This is a genomic window from Pseudomonas sp. BN102 (assembly GCF_029871245.1).
In the GTDB taxonomy this organism is placed as follows: Bacteria; Pseudomonadota; Gammaproteobacteria; order Pseudomonadales; family Pseudomonadaceae; genus Metapseudomonas.
In genome coordinates, this window is sequence record NZ_SSON01000057.1 from 1 (window position 1) to 26,815 (window position 26,815).

General features: G+C 63.8%; 22 protein-coding genes. 18 read left to right on the forward strand and 4 right to left on the reverse strand.

The window, feature by feature from the left end:
• The 8 genes from E8F12_RS11075 to E8F12_RS11110 all read left to right on the forward strand — a co-directional run.
• A partial coding sequence (locus E8F12_RS11075; RefSeq protein WP_280325280.1) for an ArsJ-associated glyceraldehyde-3-phosphate dehydrogenase occupies positions 1–826 on the forward strand: 826 nt, incomplete at its 5' end.
• Between the two features lie 18 nt (positions 827–844).
• On the forward strand, positions 845–2,092 hold the full coding sequence (arsJ, locus tag E8F12_RS11080) for an organoarsenical effux MFS transporter ArsJ (RefSeq protein ID WP_280325281.1): 1,248 nt from the start codon (positions 845–847) through the stop codon (positions 2,090–2,092).
• A gap of 88 nt (positions 2,093–2,180) precedes the next feature.
• A complete protein-coding gene (locus E8F12_RS11085; protein ID WP_280325282.1) occupies positions 2,181–3,947 on the forward strand; it encodes a diguanylate cyclase in 1,767 nt (588 codons plus the stop codon).
• A 94-nt stretch (positions 3,948–4,041) separates the two neighbouring features.
• Positions 4,042–4,791: a TIGR01458 family HAD-type hydrolase gene (locus E8F12_RS11090; RefSeq protein ID WP_280325283.1), complete on the forward strand. Its 750-nt coding sequence runs from the start codon at positions 4,042–4,044 to the stop codon at positions 4,789–4,791.
• 85 nt (positions 4,792–4,876) lie between these two features.
• Positions 4,877–5,545 carry an ABC transporter ATP-binding protein gene (locus E8F12_RS11095; protein WP_280325284.1) on the forward strand — a complete coding sequence of 223 codons (669 nt, stop codon included), beginning with the start codon at positions 4,877–4,879 and terminating at the stop codon, positions 5,543–5,545.
• Between the two features lies 1 nt (position 5,546).
• Positions 5,547–8,021, forward strand: a complete 2,475-nt coding sequence (locus tag E8F12_RS11100) for an FtsX-like permease family protein (protein WP_280325285.1) — start codon at positions 5,547–5,549, stop codon at positions 8,019–8,021.
• Entirely contained in the window at positions 8,011–9,087 is a 1,077-nt protein-coding gene (locus E8F12_RS11105; protein ID WP_280325286.1) for a lipocalin-like domain-containing protein, read from the forward strand. Before E8F12_RS11100 ends, E8F12_RS11105 begins: the two co-directional genes overlap by 11 nt.
• A 225-nt stretch (positions 9,088–9,312) precedes the next feature.
• Positions 9,313–10,164, forward strand: a complete 852-nt coding sequence (locus E8F12_RS11110) for a CAP domain-containing protein (RefSeq protein ID WP_280325287.1) — start codon at positions 9,313–9,315, stop codon at positions 10,162–10,164.
• A 171-nt stretch (positions 10,165–10,335) separates the two neighbouring features.
• Here E8F12_RS11110 and E8F12_RS11115 read toward each other — a convergent pair whose 3' ends face one another.
• Positions 10,336–10,764 (reverse strand): helix-turn-helix domain-containing protein, encoded by a 429-nt coding sequence (locus E8F12_RS11115; RefSeq protein WP_280325288.1) that lies wholly within the window; start codon positions 10,762–10,764, stop codon positions 10,336–10,338.
• A gap of 403 nt (positions 10,765–11,167) precedes the next feature.
• Here E8F12_RS11115 and E8F12_RS11120 point away from each other — a divergent pair, with 403 nt between their 5' ends.
• Together E8F12_RS11120 and E8F12_RS11125 are read left to right on the forward strand one after the other, a co-directional pair.
• Complete coding sequence (locus tag E8F12_RS11120; protein WP_280325289.1) at positions 11,168–11,797, forward strand: LysE family translocator; 630 nt, start codon at positions 11,168–11,170, stop codon at positions 11,795–11,797.
• A gap of 226 nt (positions 11,798–12,023) precedes the next feature.
• Positions 12,024–13,490, forward strand: a complete 1,467-nt coding sequence (locus tag E8F12_RS11125) for an MFS transporter (protein ID WP_280325290.1) — start codon at positions 12,024–12,026, stop codon at positions 13,488–13,490.
• A gap of 32 nt (positions 13,491–13,522) precedes the next feature.
• Here E8F12_RS11125 and E8F12_RS11130 read toward each other — a convergent pair whose 3' ends face one another.
• Entirely contained in the window at positions 13,523–14,416 is an 894-nt protein-coding gene (locus tag E8F12_RS11130) for a LysR family transcriptional regulator (protein WP_280325291.1), read from the reverse strand.
• An 86-nt stretch (positions 14,417–14,502) separates the two neighbouring features.
• Here E8F12_RS11130 and E8F12_RS11135 point away from each other — a divergent pair, with 86 nt between their 5' ends.
• The 6 genes from E8F12_RS11135 (at position 14,503) to E8F12_RS11160 (ending at position 21,190) form a co-directional block, all read left to right on the forward strand.
• Positions 14,503–15,279, forward strand: a complete 777-nt coding sequence (locus E8F12_RS11135; RefSeq protein WP_280325292.1) for an NAD(P)H-dependent oxidoreductase — start codon at positions 14,503–14,505, stop codon at positions 15,277–15,279.
• A gap of 594 nt (positions 15,280–15,873) precedes the next feature.
• Positions 15,874–17,292 carry an APC family permease gene (locus tag E8F12_RS11140; protein ID WP_280325293.1) on the forward strand — a complete coding sequence of 473 codons (1,419 nt, stop codon included), beginning with the start codon at positions 15,874–15,876 and terminating at the stop codon, positions 17,290–17,292.
• Between the two features lie 168 nt (positions 17,293–17,460).
• Positions 17,461–18,195 carry a 3-oxoacyl-ACP reductase family protein gene (locus E8F12_RS11145; RefSeq protein WP_280325294.1) on the forward strand — a complete coding sequence of 245 codons (735 nt, stop codon included), beginning with the start codon at positions 17,461–17,463 and terminating at the stop codon, positions 18,193–18,195.
• Positions 18,196–18,282: 87 nt separating this feature from the next.
• Positions 18,283–19,191, forward strand: coding sequence for an SDR family oxidoreductase (locus tag E8F12_RS11150; RefSeq protein WP_280325295.1), 909 nt, complete (start codon positions 18,283–18,285; stop codon positions 19,189–19,191).
• Positions 19,192–19,248: 57 nt separating this feature from the next.
• Positions 19,249–20,142, forward strand: a complete 894-nt coding sequence (locus E8F12_RS11155) for a polysaccharide deacetylase (protein ID WP_280325296.1) — start codon at positions 19,249–19,251, stop codon at positions 20,140–20,142.
• Between the two features lie 289 nt (positions 20,143–20,431).
• Positions 20,432–21,190 (forward strand): tetratricopeptide repeat protein, encoded by a 759-nt coding sequence (locus tag E8F12_RS11160; RefSeq protein ID WP_280325297.1) that lies wholly within the window; start codon positions 20,432–20,434, stop codon positions 21,188–21,190.
• 190 nt (positions 21,191–21,380) lie between these two features.
• On the opposite strand, the gene E8F12_RS11165 is transcribed toward E8F12_RS11160, so the two are convergent.
• On the reverse strand, positions 21,381–22,583 hold the full coding sequence (locus E8F12_RS11165) for an NAD(P)/FAD-dependent oxidoreductase (protein WP_280325298.1): 1,203 nt from the start codon (positions 22,581–22,583) through the stop codon (positions 21,381–21,383).
• Positions 22,584–22,671: 88 nt separating this feature from the next.
• Here E8F12_RS11165 and E8F12_RS11170 point away from each other — a divergent pair, with 88 nt between their 5' ends.
• Positions 22,672–23,652, forward strand: coding sequence for a GlxA family transcriptional regulator (locus E8F12_RS11170; protein ID WP_280325299.1), 981 nt, complete (start codon positions 22,672–22,674; stop codon positions 23,650–23,652).
• A 184-nt stretch (positions 23,653–23,836) separates the two neighbouring features.
• Positions 23,837–24,673 carry an enoyl-CoA hydratase/isomerase family protein gene (locus tag E8F12_RS11175; protein WP_280325300.1) on the forward strand — a complete coding sequence of 279 codons (837 nt, stop codon included), beginning with the start codon at positions 23,837–23,839 and terminating at the stop codon, positions 24,671–24,673.
• 318 nt (positions 24,674–24,991) lie between these two features.
• Here the strand turns inward: E8F12_RS11175 and E8F12_RS11180 are convergent, their stop codons facing one another.
• Positions 24,992–26,479: an FAD-dependent oxidoreductase gene (locus E8F12_RS11180; RefSeq protein ID WP_280325301.1), complete on the reverse strand. Its 1,488-nt coding sequence runs from the start codon at positions 26,477–26,479 to the stop codon at positions 24,992–24,994.
• Positions 26,480–26,815: the final 336 nt, after the last annotated feature.

Sequence of the window (26,815 nt, forward strand, 5' to 3'; positions counted from 1 at the left end):
TGCCGAGGGCGACTGCGTGGTGATCGGCGGCAAGCGCATCCAGGTCACCGCCAACAAGGCCATCGCGGACACCGACTGGTCGGGCTGCGACCTGGTGATCGAGGCCAGCGGCAGGATGAAGACGGTCGCCGTGCTGCAGGCCTACCTGGACCAGGGCGTGAAGCGCGTGGTGGTCAGCGCGCCGGTCAAGGAGCAGGGCGCGCTGAACATCGTCATGGGCGTCAACCAGCAGCTGTTCGACCCGGCGCAGCATCGCATCGTCACCGCTGCGTCCTGCACCACCAACTGCCTGGCGCCGGTGGTCAAGGTGATCCACGAGAACCTGGGTATCCGCCATGGTTCGATCACCACCATTCATGACCTGACCAACACCCAGAGCATCCTCGACCAGCCGCACAAGGATCTGCGCCGCGCCCGTGCCTCGGGCATGAGCCTGATCCCCACCACCACCGGCTCGGCCACCGCCATCGCGGAAATCTTCCCCGAGCTGCGCGGACGGCTGAATGGCCATGCGGTGCGGGTGCCGCTGGCCAACGCCTCCTTGACCGACTGCGTGTTCGAAGTGGAGCGCACGACCACGGCTGACGAGGTCAATGCACTGCTCAAGGCGGCTGCCGAGAACGAACTGAAGGGCATCCTCGGTTATGAGGAGCGCCCGCTGGTGTCCATCGACTACCGCACCGATCCGCGCTCCTCGATCATCGATGCGCTGTCGACCCTGGTGGTCAACGGCACCCAGGTGAAGCTCTACGCCTGGTACGACAACGAGTGGGGCTACGCCAACCGCACCGTCGAGCTGGCGCGGCTGGTCGGCCTGGCGGGCTGACAGGGACGCGCCGCGATCATGAACGCGTTGTCAGCCCTCTCCCCGTCAGTGCGCCAGTACCTGCTGGTGACCAGCAACTACTGGGCCTTCACCCTCACCGACGGCGCCTTGCGCATGCTGGTGGTACTGCACTTCCACAGCCTGGGCTACACGCCGCTGCAGATCGCCGCGCTGTTCCTGTTCTACGAATTCTTCGGCGTCATCACCAACCTGGTGGGCGGTTACCTGGGTGCGCGCCTGGGCCTCAACCGCACCATGAACATCGGCCTCGGCCTGCAGGTCGCCGCGCTGCTGATGCTCGCGGTGCCGGCGGCCTGGTTGACCATCCCCTGGGTGATGGGCGCCCAGGCGCTGTCGGGCATCGCCAAGGACCTCAACAAGATGAGCGCCAAGAGCTCGATCAAGCTCCTGGTGCCCGACAGCCAGCAGGGCACCCTGTACCAGTGGGTGGCCATCCTCACCGGGTCGAAGAACGCGCTCAAGGGCGTGGGCTTCTTCCTCGGCGGCGCCTTGCTCGCCTCGCTGGGGTTCACCGGGGCGGTACTCGCCATGGCGGCGGTGCTGGCGCTGATCTGGCTCGGCAGCCTGGCGCTGCTGAAGAAGGACCTGGGCAAGGCCAAGGCCAAGCCGAAGTTCCGCGACATCCTCTCCAAGAGCCGGGCGATCAACATCCTTTCGGCGGCGCGGTTGTTCCTCTTCGGCGCCCGCGACGTCTGGTTCGTGGTGGCGCTGCCGGTCTACCTGAGCACGGTGTTCGGCTGGGACTTCTGGCTGGTGGGCGGCTTTCTCGCGGCCTGGGTCATCGGCTACGGCATCGTCCAGTCCGTCGCGCCCGCCATCACCGGCAAGCGCAGCGGACGCCTGCCGGATGGCCGCGCCGCCTTCTTCTGGGCCGGCCTGCTGGCGCTGCTGCCGGCGGCCATCGCCCTCGGCCTCTGGGCGGGGTGGCCGGCTCAGCGGGTGCTGGTGGGCGGGCTGACGCTGTTCGGCGTGCTGTTCGCGGTGAACTCCTCCCTGCACAGCTACCTGATCGTCTCCTATGCCAAGGAGGACGGGGTGTCGCTGGACGTGGGCTTCTACTACATGTCCAACGCCCTCGGCCGTTTGCTCGGCACGCTGCTGTCCGGCTGGATCTTCCAGGTCCATGGGCTGGAGGCCTGTCTGTGGGTGTCGACGGCATTGGTATCGCTGGCCGCCTTCATCTCCATCGCCTTGCCGAGGCATGCCGAAGCGATGAGCCCCCCTTCGTTGCGCCGGGGGGTGTGACGCCAGATTGCCATTATGGGTAGACTGCAATTCCCTATGGCCGATCAACGCCAGGTGCCGTCTTCAGTCCTGGCGAGGCGGAGTCCAAATGCAGCCGCTGTGTTCTCTCCAGGCGCCAGAGAGCGCCAACGATGAGCGATTCGATGGTCTCGCCCGCCTGGCCAGGCGACACTTCGGTGTCATGGCCGCCCTGGTGACGACGGGTACCGAGGACCGGCAGCAGGTCCGCACCTGCGACGGTCTGGCGGCCGGCAATACCCTGCGGCTCGGCAGCTTCGGCGAACCCCGGGGCGGCGCCGAAGCGCTGCTGGTGGTGCCCGATGTGCATTGCGACGAGCGTTTCCGTGATCACGACCTGGTGGTCGCCGCGCCCCATGTGCGCTTTCTGGCCGCCTGCCCGCTGCTGGCACCGGATGGCGCGGTGTTCGGCATGCTGTACCTGCTGCACGACCAACCGCGCGACCTGGACCTGACTCAACAGCATGTGTTGCGAGAGCTGGCCGAGGTTGCGGCCGGCCTGCTGGCGCGGGAGGAGGCGGACGCCCGCCTGCGGCGCGATCTGGATACGCTGCGCGAGTCCGAAAGCCGCATGGCACTGGCCATCGACGGCAGCGGCACCGGCATCTGGGACCGCAACGTGGCCACCGGCGAGATGCACTACTCCAAGGGCTGGAAAGCGCTGCTGGGTTATGCCGAGCACGAAGTCGGCAATCGTATCGAGGAGAGCTACACCCGGGTCCATCCGGCGGACCTGGGCTATGTCAAGGCAACCATCCAGGCCCACTTCGAGCAGCGAACCGCGGCGTACGAGGTGGAGCATCGCCTGCGTTGCCGGGACGGCAGCTACAAGTGGGTCTGCAGCCGCGGCAAGGTGGTCGAGCGCGATGCCGCCGGCATGCCGCTGCGCATGATCGGGACCACCACGGACATCACCGCCATGCGCGTCATGTCCGAGCAGGTGAAGCAGACCGCCGAACTCATGACCGACCTGACCAACGAGATTCCCGGCATGGTCTTCCAGTACCGGCACCTGGCGTACGGCAGGTCGTTCTTCACTTACGCCAGCGCCGGGGTGCGGGATATCTACGGGCTCACCCCGGAGCAACTGATGGCGAACACGGATACGCTGCACGCGATCATCCACCCGGACGACCTGGCCCCGTACCTCGCTTCCCTCGACGCCTGCGCGCGCGACCTGCGGCCCTGGCACCTGGAGTACCGAGTGCAGCTGCCGGAGCGCGGGATCTCCTGGCGCCAGGGCGATGCACGCCCGCGGCGGCTGGATGATGGCAGCGTGCTGTGGCACGGCTTCATTACCGATATCACCGAGCGCAAGCAGATCGAAGCCGAGCTGCAGGTCTTCGCCACCACCGACTCCCTGACCCAGCTGTCCAACCGTCGGCACTTCATGCAGCAGCTCGAAACCGAGTTGGCGCGGGTGCAGCGCTCTGCGAGCCATTGCGCGACAATCCTGATGTTCGACCTGGACTACTTCAAGGCGATCAACGACCGTTGGGGCCATTCCGTGGGCGACCAGGCGCTGCGGCATTTCGCGGCTATCCTCTGTGCCGGGCTGCGCAAGACCGACGCCGCCGGGCGCATGGGCGGCGAGGAGTTTGCGGTGGTGCTGAGCGATACCACCCTTGATCAGGCCATCAACTTCGCCCGGCGCATCCAGGGCGAGCTCGCCAGGGCGCCGGTGCTGCACGCCGATGAGCACATTCCCCTGGCCGTCAGCGTCGGCATCGCCGCCATCCATGCCACCGATCAGACCGCCGAGGCCACCCTGTCGCGAAGCGACATGGCCCTGTACCGCGCCAAGCGAGGCGGCCGCAACCGCATCGAATGCCACTGAGCCGGGAGCGAAGGATCCGATAGCGCAACCTTGCATGCGGCCGGACAGGGCCTAGGGTAGAGGGAGTCCGGTTCGCGCTGCGGAGGAGTCGGCCATGCTGCGGGCAGTGCTGCTCGATATCAGTGGAGTGCTCTACGAGGACGACCGGCCCTTGCCGGGCGCGCTGCAAGCGGTGCGCCTGCTGCAGGACAAGGGCTTGCCCCTGCGCCTGGTCACCAATACCTCGCGCCAGGGCAAGGCGGCCATCCACCGAAAATTGACCGCCATGGGCTTCGCCGTGCAGCCCGAGCAGATATTCAGTGCGCCGCAGGCCGTGCTGCGCCATGTGCGGGCGCAAGGTCTAAGGCCCTATTGCCTGATCCACCCGGGGCTGGAAGAGGAGTTCGCCGGGCTGCTCGATGAGCCGGAGCCCAATGCCGTGGTGCTCGGCGATGCGGAAGGGCGTTTCGACTATGCGCACCTCGACCGTGCCTTCCAGCTGCTGATCGAAGGCGCGCCCTTGATCGCCATGGGGGACAACCGCTACTTCCGTGGCGAGGGCAAGCTGCACCTGGACGCCGGCCCCTTCGTCCGCGCCCTGGAATACGCCGCGGGCACTTCGGCGCTGGTGCTCGGCAAACCGTCCGCAGCCTTCTTCGCCAGCGCCCTGGACGACCTCGGCGCCAGCGCGGACTCCACACTGATGATTGGTGACGACGTGGCCGCCGATATTCAGGGCGCCCAGGCGGCCGGCCTGCTGGCCTGCCTGGTACGGACCGGCAAGTACCGCGCCGGCGACGAGTTGCAGGCGCCCACCGCCTGGCAGGCCGCGGATCTGGCCGAAGCGGTGGCGCGCTACTGCTGAGTCGAGGGGATCCGGCCGTGCCAGGTGTGCTGGTTCGGCCCTTTGCCGCAACCATCGCTGTCACCGCCGCGAAGGGCGCACGCCGATGCTGAAGATCCAGGGCTTGCACAAGAGTTACCCGACGCCCCAAGGGCCGCTGGCGGTACTGCGCGGCATCGACCTCGAACTGGAGGAGGGTCACAGCCTGGCGCTGATGGGCGAGTCTGGCAGCGGCAAGAGCACCCTGCTGCACCTGGTGGCAGGGCTCGACCGCTTCGACGCCGGCAGTATCCAGGTTGGCGGGCGCTCACTGGCCGCGCTCGACGAGCACCAGCTGGCGGCTTGGCGGCGCATGGGCATCGGCCTGGTCTTCCAGCAGTTCAACCTGATTCCCAGCCTGCGTATCGAGGACAACCTGGCTTTCCAAGCCCGCCTGGCCGGCCGTCATGATCCGCGCTGGCAGGCCGAACTGGTCCGGCGGCTCGGCCTGGGCGAACTGCTGCAGCGCTATCCTGAACAGCTCTCCTGCGGGCAGCAGCAGCGGGTGGCCCTGGGCCGGGCACTGGCTGCCAGGCCCCCCTTGCTGCTGGCTGACGAACCCACCGGCAGCCTCGACGAAGCCAGCAGCGACGAGGTGCTGGAGCTGCTCCTGCACCTGCTCGACGGCAGCCCGACCAGCCTCCTGATGGTGACCCACAGCCCGCGCATGGCTACGCGCCTGGAACGGCGCATGACCTTGCACGGCGGCCGTCTGCTGGAGCGGGGCGAGGCCTGATATGCAGGTATTCCGCTGGACCCTGCACAGCCTGGTCAGTCACTGGCGCCGGCATCCCGTGCAGTTCTTCAGTGTGCTGACCGGCCTGTGGCTGGCCACCGCGCTCTGGACCGGCGTGCAGGCGCTGAACAGCCAGGCACGGGAAAGCTATGCGCGGGTCGGCCACCTGTTCGGCGAGGAGCAGTACCTGCTCGTCCCCCGCAATGGCGGGCTGATCGAACAGCGCACCTTTATCGAGCTGCGGCAGGCCGGCTGGCCGGTATCGCCGATCCTGCAGGGCCGGTTGAGCCTGCAAGGGCAGGGCGGGCAACGCCTGCGACTGGTCGGTATCGAGCCCCTGACCCTGCCGGCCGGCACCGCGCTGGCCGGGCAGACGCTGGAAGCCCTGGACCTGCCAGGCTTTCTCGGCCAGCCAGGACGCACCTGGATCGCCGCCGACACCCTGGCGGACCTCGGCCTCGCCGTCGGCGCGCAGCCGCTGAACGAGTCCGGGCAGGCCTTGCCGCCGCTGGAGGTGCGCCAGCAAGTGGCGCCCGGCGTGCTGCTGGTGGACATAGGTGTTGCGCAACGGTTGCTCGACGCGTCGGAAAAACTCTCTTGGCTGCTGCTGCCCGGCGACTTCGCCCGCGGTGAGCCGCGCCTGCCGCCACCGCTGGCCACACAGCTGGTGCTCGAGCGCCGTAGCGAGGGCACCGACCTGGCCCGGCTCAGCGAGAGCTTCCACCTCAACCTCACCGCCCTCGGCCTGCTGGCCTTCGTCGTCGGGCTGTTCATCGTCCACGCCTCCATCGGCCTGGCCCTGGAACAGCGCCGCGCCCTGTTGCGCACCCTGCGGGCCTGCGGGGTGAGCCTGCGCCTGCTGATTGCGGCCCTGGCCCTGGAGCTCGGTGCCCTGGCCCTGCTCGGCGGCCTGGCCGGCGTGCTCAGCGGCTACTGGCTGGCCAGCCTGCTGCTGCCCGATGTGGTGGCCAGCCTGCGCGGCCTGTATGGCGCCGAGGTGGCCGGGCAGCTACGCCTCGGCCCTACGTGGTGGCTGGGCGGCCTGGCCATCAGCCTGCTGGGTGCCTTGCTCGCCGGCGCCAGCAGCCTGGCCAGGGCCGCGCAGTTGCCGCTGCTGGCCCTGGCCCAGCCCGAGGCCTGGCATCGCGCCCAGGCCCTCTGGTTGCGTCGGCAGGCCGTGTTCGCCGGCGCGCTCGGCGTGCTTGCGGTGATCGCCCTGAACGTCGGTGACAGTCTGATCGCCGGCTTCGTCCTGCTCGCCGCCATGCTGCTGGCCGCAGCCCTGTGCCTGCCGCTGTGCCTGAACCTGTTGCTGGAGTGCCTGTTGCCCCACTGTCGCGGGCCCTTGGCGCACTGGTTCATCGCCGACAGCCGCCAGCAGCTGCCCGGCCTGGCATTGGCGCTGATGGCCTTGCTTCTGGCGCTGGCGGCGAATATCGGCGTCGGCAGCATGACCGAAGGTTTTCGCAGAACCTTCTCCGGCTGGCTCGACCAGCGCCTGGCCGCCGAGCTCTACCTGACTCCGCGGGACCCGCAGCAGTCGGCTGCCATGGGGACCTGGCTGAGCCGCCAGCCGCAGATCCGCGCCGTGCTGCCGAGCTGGCGCGTCGAGCTGCGGCTGCAGGGCTGGCCGGCGCAGCTCAGCGGCGTACTCGATCACCCGGCCTATCGCGCCCACTGGCCGCTGCTCAGCGCCAGCCCCGATGCCTGGAGCCGGTTGGCCCGGCAGGATGCGGTGATGCTCAGCGAGCAACTGGCGCGCCGGCTGAAGCTGCGCCTGGGGCAGCGCCTGAACCTGGCCACGCCCCAGGGTGAATGGCCGCTGGAAATCGTCGGTATCTATGCCGATTACGGCAATCCGAAAGGTCACCTGCTGGTCAATGTCGCGGGATTTCAGCGTCACTGGCCGGGGATCGAGCCCGCCAGCTACAGCCTGCACCTGCCTGCCGCCGAGGTTTCCACGCTGATGCAGGCGGTGCACGCGGAGTTCGCCCTGGGCAGCGGCCGGCTCATCGACCAGAGCGAGCTCAAGGCCTGGTCGACCCGAGTCTTCGAGCGCACCTTCGCCGCCACCGCCGCACTCAACAGCCTGACCCTGGGTGTGGCTGGCGTGGCGTTGTTCATCAGCCTGCTGACCCTCGGCCAGACGCGCCTCAGCCAGTTGGCGCCGCTCTGGGCGCTGGGAGTGGGGCGGCCGCAGCTGACGCTGCTCAGCCTCGGCCAGACCCTGCTGCTGGCCCTGCTCACCCTGCTGCTCGCGGTGCCCCTGGGGCTGCTGCTGGCCTGGTGCCTGGTGGCGGTGATCAACGTACGCGCGTTCGGTTGGCGCCTGCCGCTGCATGTCTTTCCCTGGCAGCTGCTGCAACTGTCGGCCATGGCCCTGTTCGTCACGCTGCTGGCGGCTGTCTGGCCATTGTGGAAGCTGCGCCGCTGCACCCCGGCCGAGTTGCTGAGGACTTTTACCCATGAGCCCTAGCGTGCGGGTGGTGGTGTTCGCAGCATTGCTGCTGGTGGGCTGCGATGCCGAGCCGCCCTCGGCGGAGGGCTTCGCCGGGCTGGGCGAAGCCTCGGCGCGCTTTGCCCAAGTGACGCCGGGCAAGGCCTTCAGCTTTCCGGCCGACCACGGTGCGCACCCGGACTACCGCATCGAATGGTGGTACGTCACTGCCAACCTGGAAGACGAACAGGGCCGCGCCTGGGGCCTGCAATGGACCCTGTTCCGCAGTGCGCTGCAGCCCGGCTCCAGGAAAGCGGGCTGGAGCAACCAGAACCTGTGGATGGGCCACGCCGCCTTGACGGGCCCCCATGGCCACCGTTCGGCGGAGCGCCTGGCCCGTGGCGGCATCGGCCAGGCCGGCGTCGACGCCTTGCCCTTCAAGGCCTGGATCGACGACTGGCGCTTCAGCAGCCGAACACCGGCGAACGCGGGGCTGGACGACCTGGAGCTGCAGGCCAACGGCGGCAGCTTCGGCTATCGCCTGCAGCTGACCAGCAACCGCCCCCTGGTGCTGCATGGCGAGCAGGGTTTCAGCCGCAAATCCGCCCAGGGGCAGGCCTCCTACTATTACAGCCAGCCGTTCTTCCAGGCCCAGGGCTCGGTGCGGCTGGAGGGCCAGGCCTACCAGGTCAAGGGCCAGGCCTGGCTGGATCGCGAATGGAGCAGCCAGCCCCTGGCGCCCGACCAGCACGGCTGGGACTGGTTTTCCCTGCACCTGGCCAGCGGCGAGAAGCTCATGCTGTTCCAGTTGCGCCATGCCGACGGCCAGCACTACCGCGCCGGCACCTGGATCAGCGCTACCGGCGAGCCCCGTGCGTTGGGCAACGAGGACATCGTCATGACCCCCTTGCAGTACAGCCGCGTCGCCGGCCGCGAGCTGCCGACCCGGTGGTCGCTGCGCATCGCCAAAGAGGGCTTCGACATCACCAGCGAGCCAGTGCAGGAGATGGCTTGGATGGACACCCGCTTCCCGTACTGGGAAGGGCCGATACGGTTCAGCGGCAGCCACCAGGGCGTGGGTTATCTGGAGCTGACGGGGTATTGAACTGGGGATAAGTCGAAGGGGAGGACTCCCCATTCCTGGGCAGGCACTTGGTTCCTCGGCGACTCCAGTCGCTCCGAGTCGTAACCAATAGAGTCGGACAGGTCCCAAGGATCTGGTTTCTCAAGTTCGAATAAGCCCTGCGGTTGAAACGCGAAGTCGAACGGCATTGCACAGGATGGGGTCGAATCGCGCATCATGGGTGCATTCGGCTCAAGGGAGGTTGCCATGCGCGTTCTGTCATTCGTTGTGCGTCTTGCCGCATTGTCGCTGGGGCTGGTGCTCGCCACCGTCGCCATGGCGACCGAGGAAACGCAGCTGATCGAATCGATCAACGCCTATCGCAGCCAGGTGCAGCGCTGTGGGGCCCAGGCGTCCGAGGAGCTGCCGCCGCTGTCGGCCGATCCTCGCCTGATCCTGCAGGCCAGTGGCATGGGGGACTTGCAGGAAGCGCTGGCGCGCTCGGCTTATCCAATGGTCAACGTCCAGGCAATCAGCCTGACCGGGCCGCGAGATGCGCAGGCGGCCATGAAGGCATTGCAGGAAAGCTTTTGCCAGGTCGTGCTCGATCCGCAATTCGTCGATATCGGCGTGAGCCGCGAGGGGCTCGACTGGCGCATCGTGCTGGCCCGCCCGCTGCTGACCAGGGGCCTGGGCACCTGGCAGACGGAAGGGCAGAAGTTGCTGGAGCAGATCAACGCCGCCCGCGCGCAATCGCGCCAGTGCGGCGCCCAGTCCCTCGCAGCTGCGCCGCCGCTGACCTGGAACGACACACTGGCCACGGCGGCGGAAACCCACACCCGGGCGATGGCCAATCAGAACTACTTCGGCCACCGGGACCGCGATGGCCGGACCCCGAGCGACCGGGCAGAACTGGCCGGCTATGTCGGCCTGCAGATCGGCGAGAATATCGCCGCCGGGCAGGACACCGTTCGCAAGGTGCTCGACGGCTGGCTGGCCAGCCCCGGCCACTGCGCCAACCTGATGAACCCGCAGTTCCGCGAACTGGGCGCGGCCTATGCGATCGACCCGAAGAGCGATGCTGGCATCTACTGGACAGCGCTGTTCGGCGCGCAGTGAAGGGCCGGTGTATCGCGCGCCCCAACCTGCGCAGCATGCAGATCTTTCCTGTTTCGTGGCCCGCTGGTTATCGATGGCGGGGACCGTATTTGCCAGGTCAAGGACCCGTGGGGCAACTGCATGGGACTGAGGCAGCGCCGTCAATTGGCCTGATACCGGCCGAACGTCGCCCTAGATCTCCTTCGGCAAGCGATGCTTGTGCTTGGCGGCATTCCTGGCCGCGATCCCCATCAGCCGCTGGAACTTCGGGCAGTCCAGGTGGTTGGCTTCGGGGCAGGACGCCGCGTGGCGCAGGCCATCGCGTATCGCGCACAGTTGCTTGATGGTGCGATCCACCTCATCCGCCTTCTCCTGCAGCCGGGCCCTATCGATGGCCGGCCCACCCTCGGCCACCAGCATCTCGGCGATAGCGTCGAGGGAAAATCCGGCGGTCCGTCCGAGTGCGATCAACGACAAGCGCTGGATCACCGACTCATTGAACACTCGCTTGAGCCCATGGCGGCCGATGGAGCGAATCAGCCCCTTCTCCTCGTAATAGCGCAGCGTGGAGGCCGGCAAACCGGACCACCGCGACACTTGTCCGATATCCATCTCTTTCATGTTTGGCCTCAAGTCGACTTGAACTGGCAGGCAGGCGAAAAGCGCCTTGCATGATAGTCGAGGTGGCTTTGCATGTGATCGGGATCGACGTTGGCGCGACACTGGGGACGGGGACCCGGGCCGGCAACCACGCGGATGGCACCGGAGGGAGCGCAGTTGTTCGTGAATGGACGCCCCTCATCGCAAGCCTGTTTACGCTTTGGCCCCTTGTCGACTGCACAGGTCTGTCCGGCCCCCGACTACGGCATCGTTTCGATGCGGGGTCTCGACAGAGTGCACCTGCAAAAAACAGCACAGCTGTAGCGCAAGTTTCGGCCAGCCCTTGATTACTGTTCAGGTGAGTGGGGCTGCGCTTGCGGGGTAGTCCGAACCTGGCCCGGGGACTTCAACCGAGACGTCGAAAATGGTCGATCCTGAAATGCTCGTGGTGTTTGCCGGTGCCGTCGTCCTGCTGCTGATTTCGCCGGGGCCCAACATGGTTTTTGTCTTGAGCCACGGCATGCATTACGGCTGGCGTGGAGGTTTGGCCGCCGCGCTGGGGATCAGTTTGGCGGACCTGCTCCTGACCTTGCTCACCGTTGCGGGTGTTACCGGGCTGATTGCCGCTTGGCCGCCATCCTTCGACATCATTCGATACTGCGGCGCGGTCTATTTGCTGTGGATGGCGTACAGGACGCTCAAGAGCAACGGCATGCCTGAAAAGGCTACCTGTGAAAAAGCCCCGTTGAAGGCCGTGTTTATCAGCGCCACGCTGAACAGCCTGCTCAACCCCAAGGCGCTACTGTTCTTCATCGTCTTTCTCCCGCAGTTTGTAACGCCTGCCAAAGGCATGATCGCGGAACAACTCCTGCTGCTAGGCGGCGTGCTGACGTTGTTGGCATTCATCTTTCATGCGGGCCTCGGGTTCTTCGGCGGCACGGTAGGCCGAGCCATTGCTGGTCGTGGCAGGTTTTTCAGCGTGCAGAAATGGGGGCTGGCGAGCGTCTTCGGGCTGTTGGCAATCCGCTTGGTAGTGATGTCTCGTCCGAACTGACAGCGGGCTCCATTGGCTTCCCGGAATGGCCGTTCGGTCCAAGGCGGCCGGCCTGAGTCGCGCTATCCGATAGCTTCTGACCTGTCGCACCGCAACCACTGGCAGAGGGAGATCGGACCACCGCGACGATTTTCCAATCCCCATCTCTTTCATGCTTGACCTCAAGTCGACTTGAACTGGCAGGCTGTTGAAAACGGCCCTTCAGAGCAGGTCAAAGGGGAAAAACATGAAAGGCACAATAATCCCGCGGGTGATCGGAATTGGCAGAGGCGAGCTGGCGCCAGGATGGGCGCTGGCCGCCCTTGCGCTCACCATGCTGCTGTCCTCGCTGGGCACCAGCATCGCCAATGTCGCGTTGCCGACCATGGCCCAGGCGTTCAACGCTTCCTTCCAGGACGTGCAGTGGATCGTCCTTGCCTACCTCCTTGCCATCACCACACTGGTGGTCAGCGTCGGGCGCCTCGGTGACAGGGTCGGACGCCGGCGGCTGCTGCTGGCAGGCGTCGTCCTGTTTATGGCCGCATCGCTCCTCTGCGGCGTGGCCCCGACGCTATGGCTGCTGATCGCCGCCCGTGCGGTACAGGGGCTCGGCGCCGCCATCATGATGGCGCTGACGATGGCCTTCGTGGGTGACACGGTGCCGAAGGAGAAGACCGGAAGTGCCATGGGCCTGCTCGGCACCCTGTCGGCGCTCGGCACCGCGCTCGGCCCCACCCTTGGTGGCCTCCTGATCGCCGGCCCGGGCTGGCGTGCGATCTTCTTCATCAACTTGCCGCTGGGCCTGCTGGCGGCGTTCCTGGCCTGGCGCTACCTGCCCGCCGATCGCCGGATCGCCAAGGCTGATCGCGTCCGGCTCGACCATCTGGGAACCTTGCTGCTCGCCTTGACGCTGGCTGCCTATGCGCTCGCCATGACCATGGGACGCGGCGATTTCGGCCCGCTCAATGCCGCGCTGTTGATCGCGGCCGCGGCAGGCGTGGGCCTCTTCGTGCTGGCCGAGAAGAAAGCCGAGTCGCCCCTGGTGCGGTTGGAGATGTTCCGCAATCCCGTGCTCAGCGGAGGCTTCGCCATGAGCGCCCTGGTCATGACGGTGATGATGGCGACGCTGGTGGTCGGCCCGTTCTACCTCTCCGGCGCGCTGGCGCTGGACGCGGCGGGCGTCGGCCTCGCCATGTCGACCGGCCCTGTAGTCGCCGCGCTGGCGGGCGTGCCGGCCGGGCGTCTGGTGGACCGTTTCGGTGCCCAGCGCATGGTTGGCGCCGGGCTCATCGCCATGACGGCCGGCTCGTCCACCCTGCCCATGCTGCCGGCCAGCCTCGGCGTGTTCGGCTACATCGCCCCGCTCGTCGTCATCACCGCCGGCTATGCCCTGTTCCAGGCAGCCAACAACACCGCCGTGATGGCGGATGCTCGGCCGGACCAGCGGGGCGTCGTTTCGGGCCTGCTCAACCTGTCGCGTAATCTCGGGCTCATCACCGGCGCATCGGCCATGGGCGCGGTGTTCGCCCTCGGGGCGGCGGCGACCGCCCTCAATCCGGAGCATCCCCAGGCGGTTGCGGCCGGCATGCACGTCACCTTCGCCGTTGCCGCCGTGTTGATCATCGTCGCCCTGGTCATCTCCCTAGCGAGCCGTGCCCGCGCGCTGCGTTGCGTTCCGTCAGGCAACGGGCGGGAGGAGGGCCCCGGCGCATGAGCGGCGTGTGATCGGGCTTACCGTCCCGCACCTCACAGCGAACGAACGATCTGCTCGCGCAGCCACTGGTGGGCGGGGTCGCGATGGGAGCGCTCATGCCATAGCATGGCCATCTCGTAGCCCGGCACCTCGATCGGCGCGTCCACCACGCGCAGGTTGCCGTTATCGCGTACCAGGCGCTCGGGCAGCATCGCCACCAGGTCGGTGCTCTCCAGCACCGCGCGCAGGAACAGGAAGTGCGGCACCGACAGCACCACCCGGCGCTCCAGGCCGCGCTCCGCCAAGGCTTCATCGGTGATGCCGCGGAACCCGCCGCCATCCGGCGAGACGATCACCTGGTCGAGCTTGCAGAACTGCGCCAGGGTCGGGCGCCTCTTTAGGCGCGGATGGCCGGCACGGGCGGCCAGCACATAGCGCTCGGTGAACAGCGTGCGGTGGCGCAGGCCGGGTGGCGAGCCCTCGCTGGTATGGAAGGCGAGGTCGATCTCGCCCTGTTCCGCCTGCCTGGCGATGCGTGACGGCACCATCTCGACCACGGCCAACCGGGTGCCCGGCGCCGCCGCGCGCAGCCCGTCCAGCGCGGGCAGCAGGATCGCCGATTCGCCGTAGTCGGTGGCAGCGATGCGCCAGGTATGACGGGCCTCGGCCGGGTCGAACGGGCTGGCCGGGGAGACGGCGCTTTCCAGGGCCTTGAGCGCCTGGCGCAGCGGTTCGCGCAGCTCCTCGGCCCGCGCGGTCGGGCGCATGCCCCTGGGGCCCGGCAGCAACAGCGGGTCGTCGAAGAGTTCGCGCAGCTTGGCGAGGTGGACGCTCACCGCCGGCTGGGAGAAGTTCAGGCGCTCCGCCGCGCGGGTCACGTTGTGCTCCGAGAGCAACACGTCCAGCGTCACCAGCAGGTTGAGATCCAAACGTCTGAGATTATTCATCCGTATACCTGGAATATTGGATATTCATTTCCAATATACCTGGGGGGAATCCATCCTGCGCCCATCTTGCAACGGAGGTTTCCACCATGAATGTACTGATCGTCCACGCCCATCCCGAACCCGGCTCGCTCAATGGCGCACTGAAGGACTTCGCGGTCGAGCGCCTCCAGGCGGCGGGGCACGCCGTCCAGGTCTCGGACCTGTATGCGATGAACTGGAAAGCCCCGCTCGACGCCGGCGACAGCCTGGACTACGAGCCCGGTGCGCGCTTCGACCCATCCCTGGACTCCAAGCGGGCGTTCGCCAACGGCCGGCAGAGCGCAGACATCGCCCAGGAACAGGACAAGCTGCGCTGGGCGGATGCGCTGATCCTGCAGTTTCCCCTCTGGTGGTTCTCAATGCCGGCGATCCTCAAGGGCTGGGTGGAGCGCGTCTACGCCTATGGCTTCGCATACGGGGTGGGGGAGCACTCCGACGTCCGCTGGGGCAGCCGCTATGGCGAAGGCTCGATGGCCGGCAAGCGGGCGATGCTGATGGTCACCACCGGCGGCTGGGAGTCCCACTACAGTGCCCGGGGCATCAACGGGCCCATGGATGACGTGCTGTTCCCGATCCACCACGGCATCCTCTATTACCCCGGCTTCGACGTGCTGCCGCCATTCGTGGTCCATCGCACCAGCCGCATCGACGAGTCCCGCTTCGCGGCCATCCGCGACGAGCTCGGCCAACGCCTCGACGACCTCTGGCAGACCGCACCGATTCCGTTCCGGCCGCAGAACGCCGGTGAATACGAGATACCCGCGCTCACGCTGAAACCCGAGGTGGCGCCGGAGAGGGTCGGCTTCGCGGCGCATATCGCCTGAACGGCTGTTTGAGCTTGCAGCCAGGTTTCCTGCGTCGGCTTTGCAGATGTCCATCCGGTTTGTGCGCGGGACCTTAAGGCCGCAGTTCACTGGGGTGGTGAATCCCTGTTTGCCGCAATGAATAGGCGACCTGTTGGTTCGCCTATTCATTGAACCCTCTACTTCGCTTGCTCCGATATAAGCATCGACCATTGTTGATGGTACGTTGATTTTTTCCGCTCCTATACTCGGCCACTCCCCTTTCAGATGGGTTGGGTGCCGCGACTGATCGAGCCCTGTCTAACTCTGGATAGTCGCTCAATTAATATTACCGCCTGATATTTCCTTTGCAGAGCCAACTCGTTCGAGACTTTCGATAAGGCATGCGGATGTCTCGGGGTGGAGTGTCTTTTTCACGCGGCGTTGAGCGTATCGGCGATAAAGTAGATTGGAGAGACTGCGTAAGGCGAGTTATCGGAAAGTTATCTTGCTTTTAGTTGTTCGGGTTTGAAGTGTTCGCATTCTGTTTAGCTGGGTTACAAGAAATGCGCTCAATTGGATTCAATCCATGCGGCGCGACAATATCTCCTGAAGCTAGTAATCAGAGCCTGAAAAATGAAACTACACGAAATCCTGGGTTATGATCGACATGGAGCTGTTCGTGAACTGGATACCGCCCTCAACAAGGGGACTCTAAATACCAGAGATGTAACTTTTTCGGCGCTCGGTTTCAATGCGCCAGGTTGGATCGCTGCATCTTCGATGTCGATTCTTTACTCGATATCTGGCCACCATGCTCCGCTGGCGATTTTGATTGCGTACTTCTTTCCGATGCTAGTGATGGCCTTCTGCATGATCGCGCTCACTCGGCAGGCGCCGTCAGCCGGTGGGGTTTTCACATTTACGTCGCGATTTCTGCATCCCGGTATGGGAACCGTCCTCGGCTGGGCGTACGCGGTTGCGTGCACGGCCGTAATGGCAATGTGCGCCGTCATTGGCGCCGAGTATGTCCAGGCACTGATCCCGGCATTGGCCGGCCCGCTGAACGCCAAACTGATTGGGACCGGGATGGTCCTGAGCTTCCTGGTCATTTCCTGTAACGGAGTCAATGCGACAGCCAAGGTAGCCAGCGTCTTCCTGATTTTCGAAATAAGCGTCGTGGCTGGACTGGGCCTGATGGGGCTCATCAATCCCCAGGTTCAAAATCTGTCGATCACCTCCATGTACTCCCTGGAGGGGGCAGGTGGCTTGTCCGCCATTGGGCCAGCCGTGCTGTTCGGTGTATGGATGCTCGCCAACTTCGATTCAGCGATCAACTACATCGAAGAGTCGCGTGTTCCGATTCGGACGGTGCAACGCTCGATGCTGCTCGTACTGACCTCGGCATTCATCATCTACAGCCTCGCGGCCATCGGCTGGCAGTTTGCAGTGCCGGTAGAAGAACTGGCTGCAATCATCGAGGATGGCAACGGTGGACCGATCGCAGCCGTAGCGAATGTCTACCTGCCGCCTGCCATGGCCTGGATCGCGTTATTCGTGGTGATCACCTCCGCCTGCGCGGGACTGCAGATCTCCTCCAGCGCGGCTGCCCGTACGCTCTACAGGATGAGTGAGGAAGGGCATCTTCCAACAGCGCTCAAGTCGGTAAACAAAACCAAATCACCTTGGCTGGCCAGCGTCATTGTTTCGGCCGTCGCCATTGCGCTGCTCTGGTGGAAACCACTGGACAAGATCCTCTGGTACTACGATGTGGTGACCATTACCTTGGTGATGTCCTACATGGCCGCTATCGCCGCGTTCATTGCCATGACCTGGCGACGCCAAAGTTTCTGGGTGTCGTTGACTCTCTCGATCCCCGCATCACTCGCAATCTCTGTTCTTGGGTACATTGGATATACCGCTGGGGCGAATCCTGTATCTCCGGAGGACATGTACACCGCCTGGTACCTTGGCGCGCTGACGATCCTGTCCGGCGTAATGATCCTGCTATTGCGATCGCGCGCATCCAGGCGAGCCGAACTTTCTCAAGTTTAAGTACGGTCGTGATTCTGAAAGTGCGGTAAGCCTTTCATATCAGAGCCCGCCTGGGCTGACCGTAACGGCTTTACCGCGCTATCAAATATCCACGCAGATGATGCCTCTACGGAGTCCACGTGAGGCGTCGGAGATTTGCTCGGCCTTTAATCAGGAAAAGGTGAACTAATGAAGCGTGTTGTAGTAATTACCGGTGCTGGAAAGGGTATCGGTCTGGCGATAGCCAAGCGCTTTGCCATGGCTGGAGACTATCTGGTGCTCAATTATTTCGATTCCAGTGATCAGCTTGACGCAGTGATACCTATTGCCCGGGAAAACGGTGGAGACGCAATTACTGTTCAAGCTGATATCAGCGATCCCGAAGAAGCAACCGGAATCATACGTGAGGCGGAGAGTCGCTATGGTCGGGTCGACATCCTTGTAAACAATGCCGGGAGACTGGTGTCGGCCACAGTGGCGGAGACGACCTGGGCACAGTGGCAGCAGATGATCAGTACCAACCTCGGGGGGACCTGGGTCTGCATGCAGGCGGTTTTGCCGGGCATGCTCGCTCGCCGTGAAGGGCGAATCATCAATATCAGTTCCGAGTTGGGTCTGATTGGATTTCCGACATACGCAGCTTACTGCGCCTCCAAGGGTGGGGTGATCGCCCTGACAAAAGCGGTTGCCAAAGAGGTTGCCCCGTCCGGTGTCCTGGTGAACTCGGTGGCCCCTGGCCCGATCGAGACCGACATGCTGATCAAAGACACCATCGAATACAACGATGCGACGCGTGAGGCGCTGCCATTGAAGCGTTTCGGTAAAGCCGAAGAGATCGCGGCCATGGTTGAAGCCCTGGCGGGGCCGGCTGGTGATTACATGGTTGGGCAGATTGTCAGTCCTAATGGCGGAGCCGCGATCTGAGCCGATTCGTCGAGACTGCAATTGATTGAGTCAGCCATTCTCAAAAACTGAATTGCTCTAATTCGACCAATAAGAAAGGAAAATACGATGAGCGCTGTGATGATTACCGGCGGCCTTGGATACGTCGGCCGATACCTGACCAAAAAGCTTAGTGAACAGGGCGTCCAGGTCGTTAGTTACAACCGTGACTACTCCGAGGCAAAGTCGGAATTCATGACTCCCGTGCAGGGAGAGCTATATGACATCCCGCGGATCGTAAAGACCATTCGCGAGTTTGAAATCGATCGTGTAATTCATACGGCGGCAATGTCGCATCCCGATCTGTCCATAGATCTGCCGATTACGACGGTGGCGGCAAATATCGATGGCACCGTCCATTTGCTTGAGGCGATGCGATTGGCGGGAATCAAGAAGCTCGTCAATTTCTCCTCTGAAACCGTATATGGGCATGTCGAGGGTGTGGTCAACGAACAAGCTCCGGTTAATCCGACCACGCCTTACGGTGTCACCAAACTGGCCACTGAACATTTTGGTCGGGTCTATAACGAACTCTATGGCATGGAGGTCGTCTCCCTGCGCATTGCAGAAGTGTACGGTCCTGAAAACAAGATGCCGCAGGTTCTCAGGGATATCCTTAAAACCGTTCAGCGTGGCGATAAATTTTTCCTCCCCTCCGGCGGCGACCACCGATTCCACTATGTCCATGTTGAAGACGTTGTGCGTGCGGTGTTGATGGCGGCGCAGGCAAAGGATATCAAAGGAAGTGTGTTCAATATTGCTGGCGATCGTCCTTGGAAATTGCATGAGGCCGTAGATGTAGTCAAGAAACTGATCCCGGGCGCCGATATCGAAATCGGTGGCGGTTACTGGCATCTGGATCGACAGGGGGAGTGGGATCTCAGTGCTGCGGAGCGGGAGTTGGGGTATCGAGCGGAATGGAGCCTGGAGAAAGGGTTGGAACATTATTCCAATTGGTTGATCGATCACGAATATTGATGGTTTTCCTGGCCGCTGTCTTTGCGAGCAAATCTATTCGATCTGGAGTGATCAAGCATGATTAGCAATCCTATTTCCTGGCCAAATGGCGCACGTTGTGCAGTAGCTTTTACCTTTGACATGGATGCCGACAGCATCCTTCATGTGGCACACCCTAAAGACTCGGCGACACGCGTTGCCAGTATCTCGATGCTGCAATACGGACCTGACGTAGCGGTCCCGAGAATTGTGGAAACCTACAGGCGCTTCCAGATCAAGCAGACGTTTTTCATTCCGGCCTGGTGCATCGAGCAATATCCAAAGGCCATTGAGGCGATTGTCGAAGGCGGCCACGAGATTGGCCATCACGGCTATATACACGAGCACCCGAACGAGTTGAGCAGAGAAGAGGAGGCGTATTGGCTCGATCGCGGTTGCGAGACCATCAAGCGCTTCACCGGTCAGGCCCCACGGGGATGGCGAGCGCCCCTCTACAACATGTCGGAGCACTCCGCTGACTTGCTGATCGAACGAGGCTTCAGCTATGACGCATCATTGATGGGGGACGATGTTCCTTATCTGTTGCGTACCTCTGTCGGGGAGCTGGTGGAACTGCCCTCGAGCTGGGCTCTGGATGACTGGCCTCAGTATATGCACAGCATCGATCTTGATTTTCAGATGCCGATTCAATCGCCTCAACGGGCTGTTGAAGTGTTCAAGGCAGAATTTGATGCGGCATGGGAATACGGCGGCCTTTTCATACCGGTTTGGCACCCCTTCCTGTCCGGTCGCCTGGCGCGATGGCATGAGGTCACAAAACTGATTGAATACATGATGGAAAAGGGCGACGTCTGGTTCGCTCGTCTTGATGAGATTGCCGCGCATGTCAGGAACAGTGTCTCGGATGGTCTCTACAAACCACGGATTGACAGCTTGCCTTACTATCAAGGGCCGGTTAAGGCGAGTAAATAACCAACCCTGATCAATATCGGGATCACTATTCAATAGCGGGGACAGACCGCGATTCTGCTGCTCTGCAAGGAGTGAGAATCGTCGCCTGTCCCCAATTTTTTGGAGATTTTTCGTTGCCGATGGCTGGCTGCGGCTCTGCAGGAACTTCGGGTGGCCCTGCGGGTCGGAGTTCACCGCCGTTCCAGGTCCTTTGTTCCCGCGTGTGAAACCGGGCTACGGCGGACAATCAGCAAGCCCCATCACCCGCAGTATTGAGATTTCGGTCTGAATCCAGATGAAAACGCCCTCGATGCAAGCCAAGAGCTTTATGTCAGTCCTGATGCTGGCCATTTGCACGGCCGCTTCGTTGCCGGCAATGGCCGCCCAGCAGAACAACAGCGCGTCGGCTGCGATGTTGGAAGCGGCGGCGCTGCAACTGGAATTTGGTGAGGTGGAACAGGCTGGCGACACGCTGGAGCGTGCCTTGCGCATCGAACCGAACAATCCCGCGACCTTGCATTATCTGGGGCAGGTGCGTCTCCAGCAGGGACAGTATGAGCAGGCCGTCGCCCTGGCCACTCGGTCCAATGCGCGCGCGCGCAACGACGCCGAGTTGCGTAAGCGCAATCTCCAGCTGATCCAGACGGCCCGGCAGGCCATGGGGCCGGGCGTGGCATACGGGTCGATGGCGGAGGTGGATGAGCCGGCTGATATCCGGGTGGGCCTGGACAAGGACGTGGAAAGGGGGCGTGAGGCAGGAATCGCCGCGGCCGATCTGGCTGACTCGCCCGCAAATGCTGAGCAGCTCGGCGCACTCGCCAATGAAACGCTCGCAACGGAGTTGCCAACGGCTGACCGGCAACCCCGTGAGGTAGGTGGTTTGCAAACCGCGTCTTTGCAGACGTTGCCTGCGGAGGAAGAACTGCGCATCCCCCTTGGCCAGATGCCGCCGCGTGGCAAATGCCGGATCTGGTTTCCTGACCGTCCGGCAGGACAGCAACCAAAGCCCGACAAATGCAAGAAGCTGCAGAATCGGATTCCCCAAGGCGCCTATCTCGTTCGGGGTTGAGGCCTGACCCTGGCCACGGAGCGCTCCGGCCGGCCGCTTATTCGTGCACCGTCGCCGCTGGAGCGGGCGCCTGGGACCCGCGCTTCAGCCACCCGGCCGGCCCATTTCGAACGCGGGCTGGGCGCCGGTTCAGGACGCACCAGCCCAGGTGGAAAAAGGCACGAGCCGGTCACGGCGCGTGCCTTCAAGGTCAGGCCACGGGAATTGCCGGATCGGCAGCGGCCAGGGCGACGGCACGATCGGCCACCGGGGGATAGATCCACTGGGTGTTGATCTGCCGTTTCAGCTCCTTGGCCTCGTCGCCCACCAGTTTCACCTGGCGGTCCCAGCCTTCGGAGAACACCGCGCCCCAGGCCCCAAGATCGACGCAGGTCACATACTTGGGCTGGCTGTAGGTCGTGGGCGCCACGCCGATGAGATCGGCCGCGGCGTTGTTGCCGGCATGCCGGCCCAGGGCGATGGCGTGCTGGCAGGACATCAGCGTGAAGTTGCCGGCATCATCGGTTGCCGCGCGGGCGGTATCGCCGGCGGCATAGACAGCGGCCTGCCCGTTGACCTTGAGATACGGGTCCACCAGCAGACGGCCCTGGGCATCACGCGGAGCGGCGATCTGCTCGGTCAGGTCACTGGCGCGGAAGCCCACGGTCCAGATCACCGTGTTCGCCTCGATACGCTGACCATCGGCCAGCTCCACGCCGCCGGCATCGACCGCGGCGACCGAGTTGCCCAGGCGCCATTCGATGCCCAGTTCGGCAGACGCCTCGGTGATCGCCGGGCGGATGCCATCGCCCAGCGTGGCAGCGATCTGCGCCCCCCGGTCGACCACCACCACCTTGATCGGCGCGTCATCCCCCAGTACGGCCCGGAGCCGGGCAGGCATTTCCGTGGCCGTCTCGATGCCGGTGAAGCCACCGCCCGCCACAACCACCGTGTTGCGCGCCGCCGACGCCGGCCGTCGGGCGAGCCCCTCGAGATGCCGCTCCAGGCGAACCGCCTGCTCGATCTGGTCCACGTCGAAGGCGTGCTCGTCAATGCCCGCCATTGAAGGGCGAGTCAGGCGGCTGCCCGAGGCCAGCACCAGGCGGTCGTAGCCCAGGGAAGCCTTGTTGCCTTCCGCATCCCGGTACGCGACCCGCTGGTTCTCCGGGTCGATCAGCCGTGCCGTGCCCTGCACATAGTGGATGCCCACCGCCGCGAACAGCTCCAGCAGCGGTGCCTTCATGCTCTGCACGTCGGGTTCATAGAAACGGGGGCGGATGTGCAGCTCCGGCTGCGGCGCGAGCAGGGTCACCGCGATATCCGTTCGTCCATGTCGATCGAGCAGGCGCATGGCGCTCAACGCGCTCCAGACCCCGGCAAAACCACCACCGACAATCAGGATTTCTCGTTTCATTTGGTACTCCTGGCTTTTGGGGAATCGTTTGACGGGCCCATGCTAGGAGAGGAAGACTACGGCTCATACGACACAAAACCCGGAAATCATGCCAAGTCATCCTCGTACCATTCTCTTCATCGCCTACCCGCAAGTAGGCCTGCTTGACCTGACCGGCTCCCAGACGGTGTTCTGGGCGGCATCCAAGGCGATGCAGGAGCGCAACCTGCCCGGCTACCAACGACTCACTGCCAGCCTGCACGGCGGTCTGGTGCCTACGGCCGAAGGCCTGGTGGTGGATACCCAGCCGCTGCACAGCATCGACATCGCGACTGTCGACACCCTGATCGTGCCCGGATCACCGGAAATCGAGCGGGCGGTGGCCGAGTCGGGGGAGCTGATCGCCTGGCTAACCGAAACCGCACATAAGGTCCGCCGCACCGCCTCGGTCTGCAGCGGCACCTTCCTGCTGGCTGAGGCCGGACTGCTGGAAGGCAAGCGCGCTGCCACCCACTGGGCCATGTGCGAGATGCTCAAGGCGCGTTTTCCATCGATTGACGTCGACAACGATGCCATCTTCGTCGAGCAGGAATCGGTCTGGACCTCTGCCGGCGTCAGTGCCGGCATCGACCTCGCGCTGGCCCTGGTGGAAGCGGACTGTGACCGCGAGGTGGCAATGCAGGTGGCGCGGGAACTGGTGGTGTTCCTGAAACGGCCGGGCGGCCAGGCTCAGTTCAGCCAGCTGCTGCAAGCCCAGGCCAAGGACTCCGCCGCCTTCGACGAACTGCACCGCTGGCTCGCCAGCAACCTCGACCAGCCAGACCTCAGCGTGGAGGCCCTGGCCGAACGTTGCCGCATGAGTCCACGAAACTTCTCCCGCCTGTACAAACAGAAGACCGGCCGCTCACCAGCAAAAGCTGTCGAGATCTTCCGATTGGAAGCCGCACGACGACTGCTGGAAGACTCGGGACGCAATATCGAACAGATCGCCCGGCAATGCGGCTTCGGGGATGAGGAGCGGATGCGGGCGACCTTTCAGCGGCATCTGGCTATTTCTCCGAGGGACTATCGCAAACGGTTTTCGCGCTGACCGATTCGGATGGCTTCTTGCTGCTGTCGACTGAGTCCACAGCCCTGGATCAGACCATGCGCCACGCCCATCCTGAAGCCAGATGAGGCGAGATGTTGGTAACGCCATTCTCCAAACGCATAGTGCTTGGGGGAAGAGGGCGCCTCTCTGCAATCTGGGGTACTTCCAACTCGAGTTTGCGACCATGACCGAATTTCAGACTTTTACCCGTCAAGATCATGCTGGTGTGGCAATCGTGAGTTTCGATCACCCACCGATCAACCTGGTTGACCGCGCAATGGTGATCGACCTGATGCGGCTGGTGAGAGACCTTGAGAATGACGTTCAAACCCGGGTGGTGATATTTCGAAGCGCCAATCCGGAGTTCTTCCTGGCTCACTTCGACTTGGGTAGCCAACTCGACCAACCGCCAATGACCTTGCTGCCCGGAACAGCCAGCCCGCTCAGTGTCTTGTTCACACGTTTCAGCCGGCTCCACCAGGTAACGATTGGCGAGCTGCGTGGCCGCGCGCGGGGCGCCGGCAGCGAGTTCCTATTGGCCCTGGATATGCGTTTCGCCGCCCTTGAAACTGCGGTGCTGGGCCAACCGGAGGTCGCAGTAGGACTGCTTCCGGGGGCCGGCGGGACAGTACGACTCACGCAGATGCTGGGACGCGCGCGGGCATTGGAAGTGTGCCTCGGCGGCGAAGATTTCGACGCGAGCACCGCCGAGCGCTATGGCTGGATTAATCGCGCACTGCCCGAGAGCCAACTCAGCGGCTTCTGCAACGACCTGGCGCGCCGTATCGCCGGGTTCCCCGGCAGTGGGATAGCCCACATCAAGGCTGTAGTGGATGACGTCAGCGCGGCGTCGGAAAAGGCGCTCATCGACGAATCACAGCGCTTTGTCCCTGGCATGAATGAACAGGAAACGATCAGTCGAGTGCGTTGGATGCTCGGGCAGGGTGGGCAGTCTGATGGTGATATGGAGCGCAACCTCGGCGATAGACTTGGCCGCTTTTCACAATCGCCGGGTGAATGACGACGCACGGCAGCCGGGCATTCTCTGGAATCGCTTGGCCCGCTTTGTCATGGAAACAAGGGCAATAGTCGCCGCGATCGGGCCGATTGCACAGGTGCAGGACAGGACCTGTCTCCGCCGTGGATATCAGGTCCTTCCTTGTCAGTCCCTATTGGGTTCCCGCGCGCTCGGCACATGACCTCTGCGCCTGGCTCACCACCGGACTCGGCGTCCCCCTCGCACCTACAGAGACTCCTGGAGCATTCAAGGCAGAGCCGATGACGCATGACCACGTCCCTCGACAGCTTCTGAGCCGGGGAGGGGCGCGGCAGGCCGTCTTTAATGACTTGTTTCGATCGCAGCTTTCGCGGCGTTCAACCCCGCCTGTCGCCCGAAGAAAGTGGCATCGGCCAGCGACAGGCCCGAGCTGTAGCCGCCGCTCCAGCGCGGCAAGCCACACGAGGTACGTCCGGCCGCATACAGGCCACCGATCGGCTCTCGCTTCTCCGTGACGACCTGGCCAGTCGGCAGGGTATCCAGGCCGCCGAGCGTGAAATGGGGATAAAACGCATAGCCGATTCGGCAATCCAGCGCGACAAAGGGCGGCTCATTGAGTGGCTTGAGCCATTTCCCGGCTTTATGGAACAAGGGATCGCGGCCGTCGGCGGCATGGCGGTTATACATTTCCACCGTGTCGGTCAGGGCGCCTTCCGGCAGCCCGAGTTCCAGCTCGACCTCTTCCCAGGTTTCGCCGACTGCCGCTATATCGATGCGGGTGAATTCCGCCGGCCGTTCGAAAATCGCGTTGTCAGCCAGCAGGTAAATGCGGTCACCGGATTGCTGCATGATGTGATGGCCGATGCGCCCGTGATAGCAGTCCTCATTGATGAAGCGTTGGCCGCGTTCATTGACGAAGATTCCCTTCACCAGCGACTCCGGCGCGTAGAAGGGCAGACTGACAAAGGCCTCGTTCATATGGATGGCGGCGCCCCCCACGCTCCTGCCCAGGAGGATGCCGGTTCCATCGTCGCCAGGTGTCCCGATGGGGTCGTCGGAGCGCAGCAGATGCGGTGCGTAGCGCCTGACCATGTCGCGGTTCATCGCAAAGCCACCGGCACACAGGATCACACCGTTGCGAGCGCGTATGAAACGGATCTGGCCATCGCTGCGGACCACCACGCCATGCACGGCATTGGCGTCATCTGCTATCAGCGTGAGCACTCGGCTGTCGTATCGAATATCCACGCCGAGCGCTTCGACGCGAGCGGCCAGGGCATCCATGAGCATGCGTCCTCCGCCCCAGCCGACCCACTGTGGGGTGTGCCCGCGAGGGCAGGGCTTGGCCTGCTCAACGAATGGCCAGGCCTCTTCACTACCGGACCAGATCAGGCAGTCATCCGTCACCGGCTCCATCATTTTTTCCGGCAGGAAGGTGTTCTTGTATCTGACGCCCTGTGCCACCAGCCATTCATAGTGGGCAAGGCTGCTCTGCGCGTAAAGGCGCACCTTCGCTTGGTCCGCGTCGGCACCGCCAGCCATCATCAGGTAGCGAAACAGATCCTCGGTGTCGTCGCTGAAGCCTGCCTCGCGCTGGGCAGGAGTGCCTCCACTGCCCCCCAGGTAGATCTCGCCCCCCGACATGGCGCTGGTGCCACCGTTGCCGGAAGTGGCCTCCAGCAGGGTCACAGCCGCTCCTGCGCTGGCGGCCTCAATGGCGGCACTTGCACCTGCAGCGCCAAATCCAACGATGAGGACATCGGTCTCGTGATCCCATTGGGGAACCTGATGGATACGGCAGGGACGAGAGGCGGAGAAGTCGGCTGTCATGCATGTGGTCCTTGTTGGTTTTGTCATGCGGGAGCGGCTTGCATTTGCGCGCTCAAAGTACAAGCAGCCGGAAATCCTCCACCTCGTCCACATGGACTATCTGACGCTTTTCCCCCACGGGCACTTTGCGCATGTATTTCAGGTGCGAATGGCGGCGCTCCCACGCTGTGGAGGTTTGGTCACATCGAATGCAAATGGGGGGCAGTGGAGTTGCAGCGAAGAAGGGGAGGTTGGGTTTCTCGACACGGGAACGACAGGTACGCCTGCCCCTCGCTCGTCGCAGAATCGAGCCTGTCTCTTTCTCACTGTCATATCTCAGCGAAACACTGAATTGGC

Bases quoted from the DNA above. Each gene is read 5' to 3' on its own strand.
- arsJ (WP_280325281.1), top strand. From the start codon at position 845: ATGAACGCGTTGTCAGCCCTCTCCCCGTCAGTGCGCCAGTACCTGCTG.
- E8F12_RS11085 (WP_280325282.1), top strand. From the start codon at position 2,181: ATGCAGCCGCTGTGTTCTCTCCAGGCGCCAGAGAGCGCCAACGATGAG.
- E8F12_RS11090 (WP_280325283.1), top strand. From the start codon at position 4,042: ATGCTGCGGGCAGTGCTGCTCGATATCAGTGGAGTGCTCTACGAGGAC.
- E8F12_RS11095 (WP_280325284.1), top strand. From the start codon at position 4,877: ATGCTGAAGATCCAGGGCTTGCACAAGAGTTACCCGACGCCCCAAGGG.
- E8F12_RS11100 (WP_280325285.1), top strand. From the start codon at position 5,547: ATGCAGGTATTCCGCTGGACCCTGCACAGCCTGGTCAGTCACTGGCGC.
- E8F12_RS11105 (WP_280325286.1), top strand. From the start codon at position 8,011: ATGAGCCCTAGCGTGCGGGTGGTGGTGTTCGCAGCATTGCTGCTGGTG.
- E8F12_RS11110 (WP_280325287.1), top strand. From the start codon at position 9,313: ATGCGCGTTCTGTCATTCGTTGTGCGTCTTGCCGCATTGTCGCTGGGG.
- E8F12_RS11115 (WP_280325288.1), bottom strand. From the start codon at position 10,764: ATGAAAGAGATGGATATCGGACAAGTGTCGCGGTGGTCCGGTTTGCCG.
- E8F12_RS11120 (WP_280325289.1), top strand. From the start codon at position 11,168: ATGGTCGATCCTGAAATGCTCGTGGTGTTTGCCGGTGCCGTCGTCCTG.
- E8F12_RS11125 (WP_280325290.1), top strand. From the start codon at position 12,024: ATGAAAGGCACAATAATCCCGCGGGTGATCGGAATTGGCAGAGGCGAG.
- E8F12_RS11130 (WP_280325291.1), bottom strand. From the start codon at position 14,416: ATGAATAATCTCAGACGTTTGGATCTCAACCTGCTGGTGACGCTGGAC.
- E8F12_RS11135 (WP_280325292.1), top strand. From the start codon at position 14,503: ATGAATGTACTGATCGTCCACGCCCATCCCGAACCCGGCTCGCTCAAT.
- E8F12_RS11140 (WP_280325293.1), top strand. From the start codon at position 15,874: ATGAAACTACACGAAATCCTGGGTTATGATCGACATGGAGCTGTTCGT.
- E8F12_RS11145 (WP_280325294.1), top strand. From the start codon at position 17,461: ATGAAGCGTGTTGTAGTAATTACCGGTGCTGGAAAGGGTATCGGTCTG.
- E8F12_RS11150 (WP_280325295.1), top strand. From the start codon at position 18,283: ATGAGCGCTGTGATGATTACCGGCGGCCTTGGATACGTCGGCCGATAC.
- E8F12_RS11155 (WP_280325296.1), top strand. From the start codon at position 19,249: ATGATTAGCAATCCTATTTCCTGGCCAAATGGCGCACGTTGTGCAGTA.
- E8F12_RS11160 (WP_280325297.1), top strand. From the start codon at position 20,432: ATGCAAGCCAAGAGCTTTATGTCAGTCCTGATGCTGGCCATTTGCACG.
- E8F12_RS11165 (WP_280325298.1), bottom strand. From the start codon at position 22,583: ATGAAACGAGAAATCCTGATTGTCGGTGGTGGTTTTGCCGGGGTCTGG.
- E8F12_RS11170 (WP_280325299.1), top strand. From the start codon at position 22,672: ATGCCAAGTCATCCTCGTACCATTCTCTTCATCGCCTACCCGCAAGTA.
- E8F12_RS11175 (WP_280325300.1), top strand. From the start codon at position 23,837: ATGACCGAATTTCAGACTTTTACCCGTCAAGATCATGCTGGTGTGGCA.
- E8F12_RS11180 (WP_280325301.1), bottom strand. From the start codon at position 26,479: ATGACAGCCGACTTCTCCGCCTCTCGTCCCTGCCGTATCCATCAGGTT.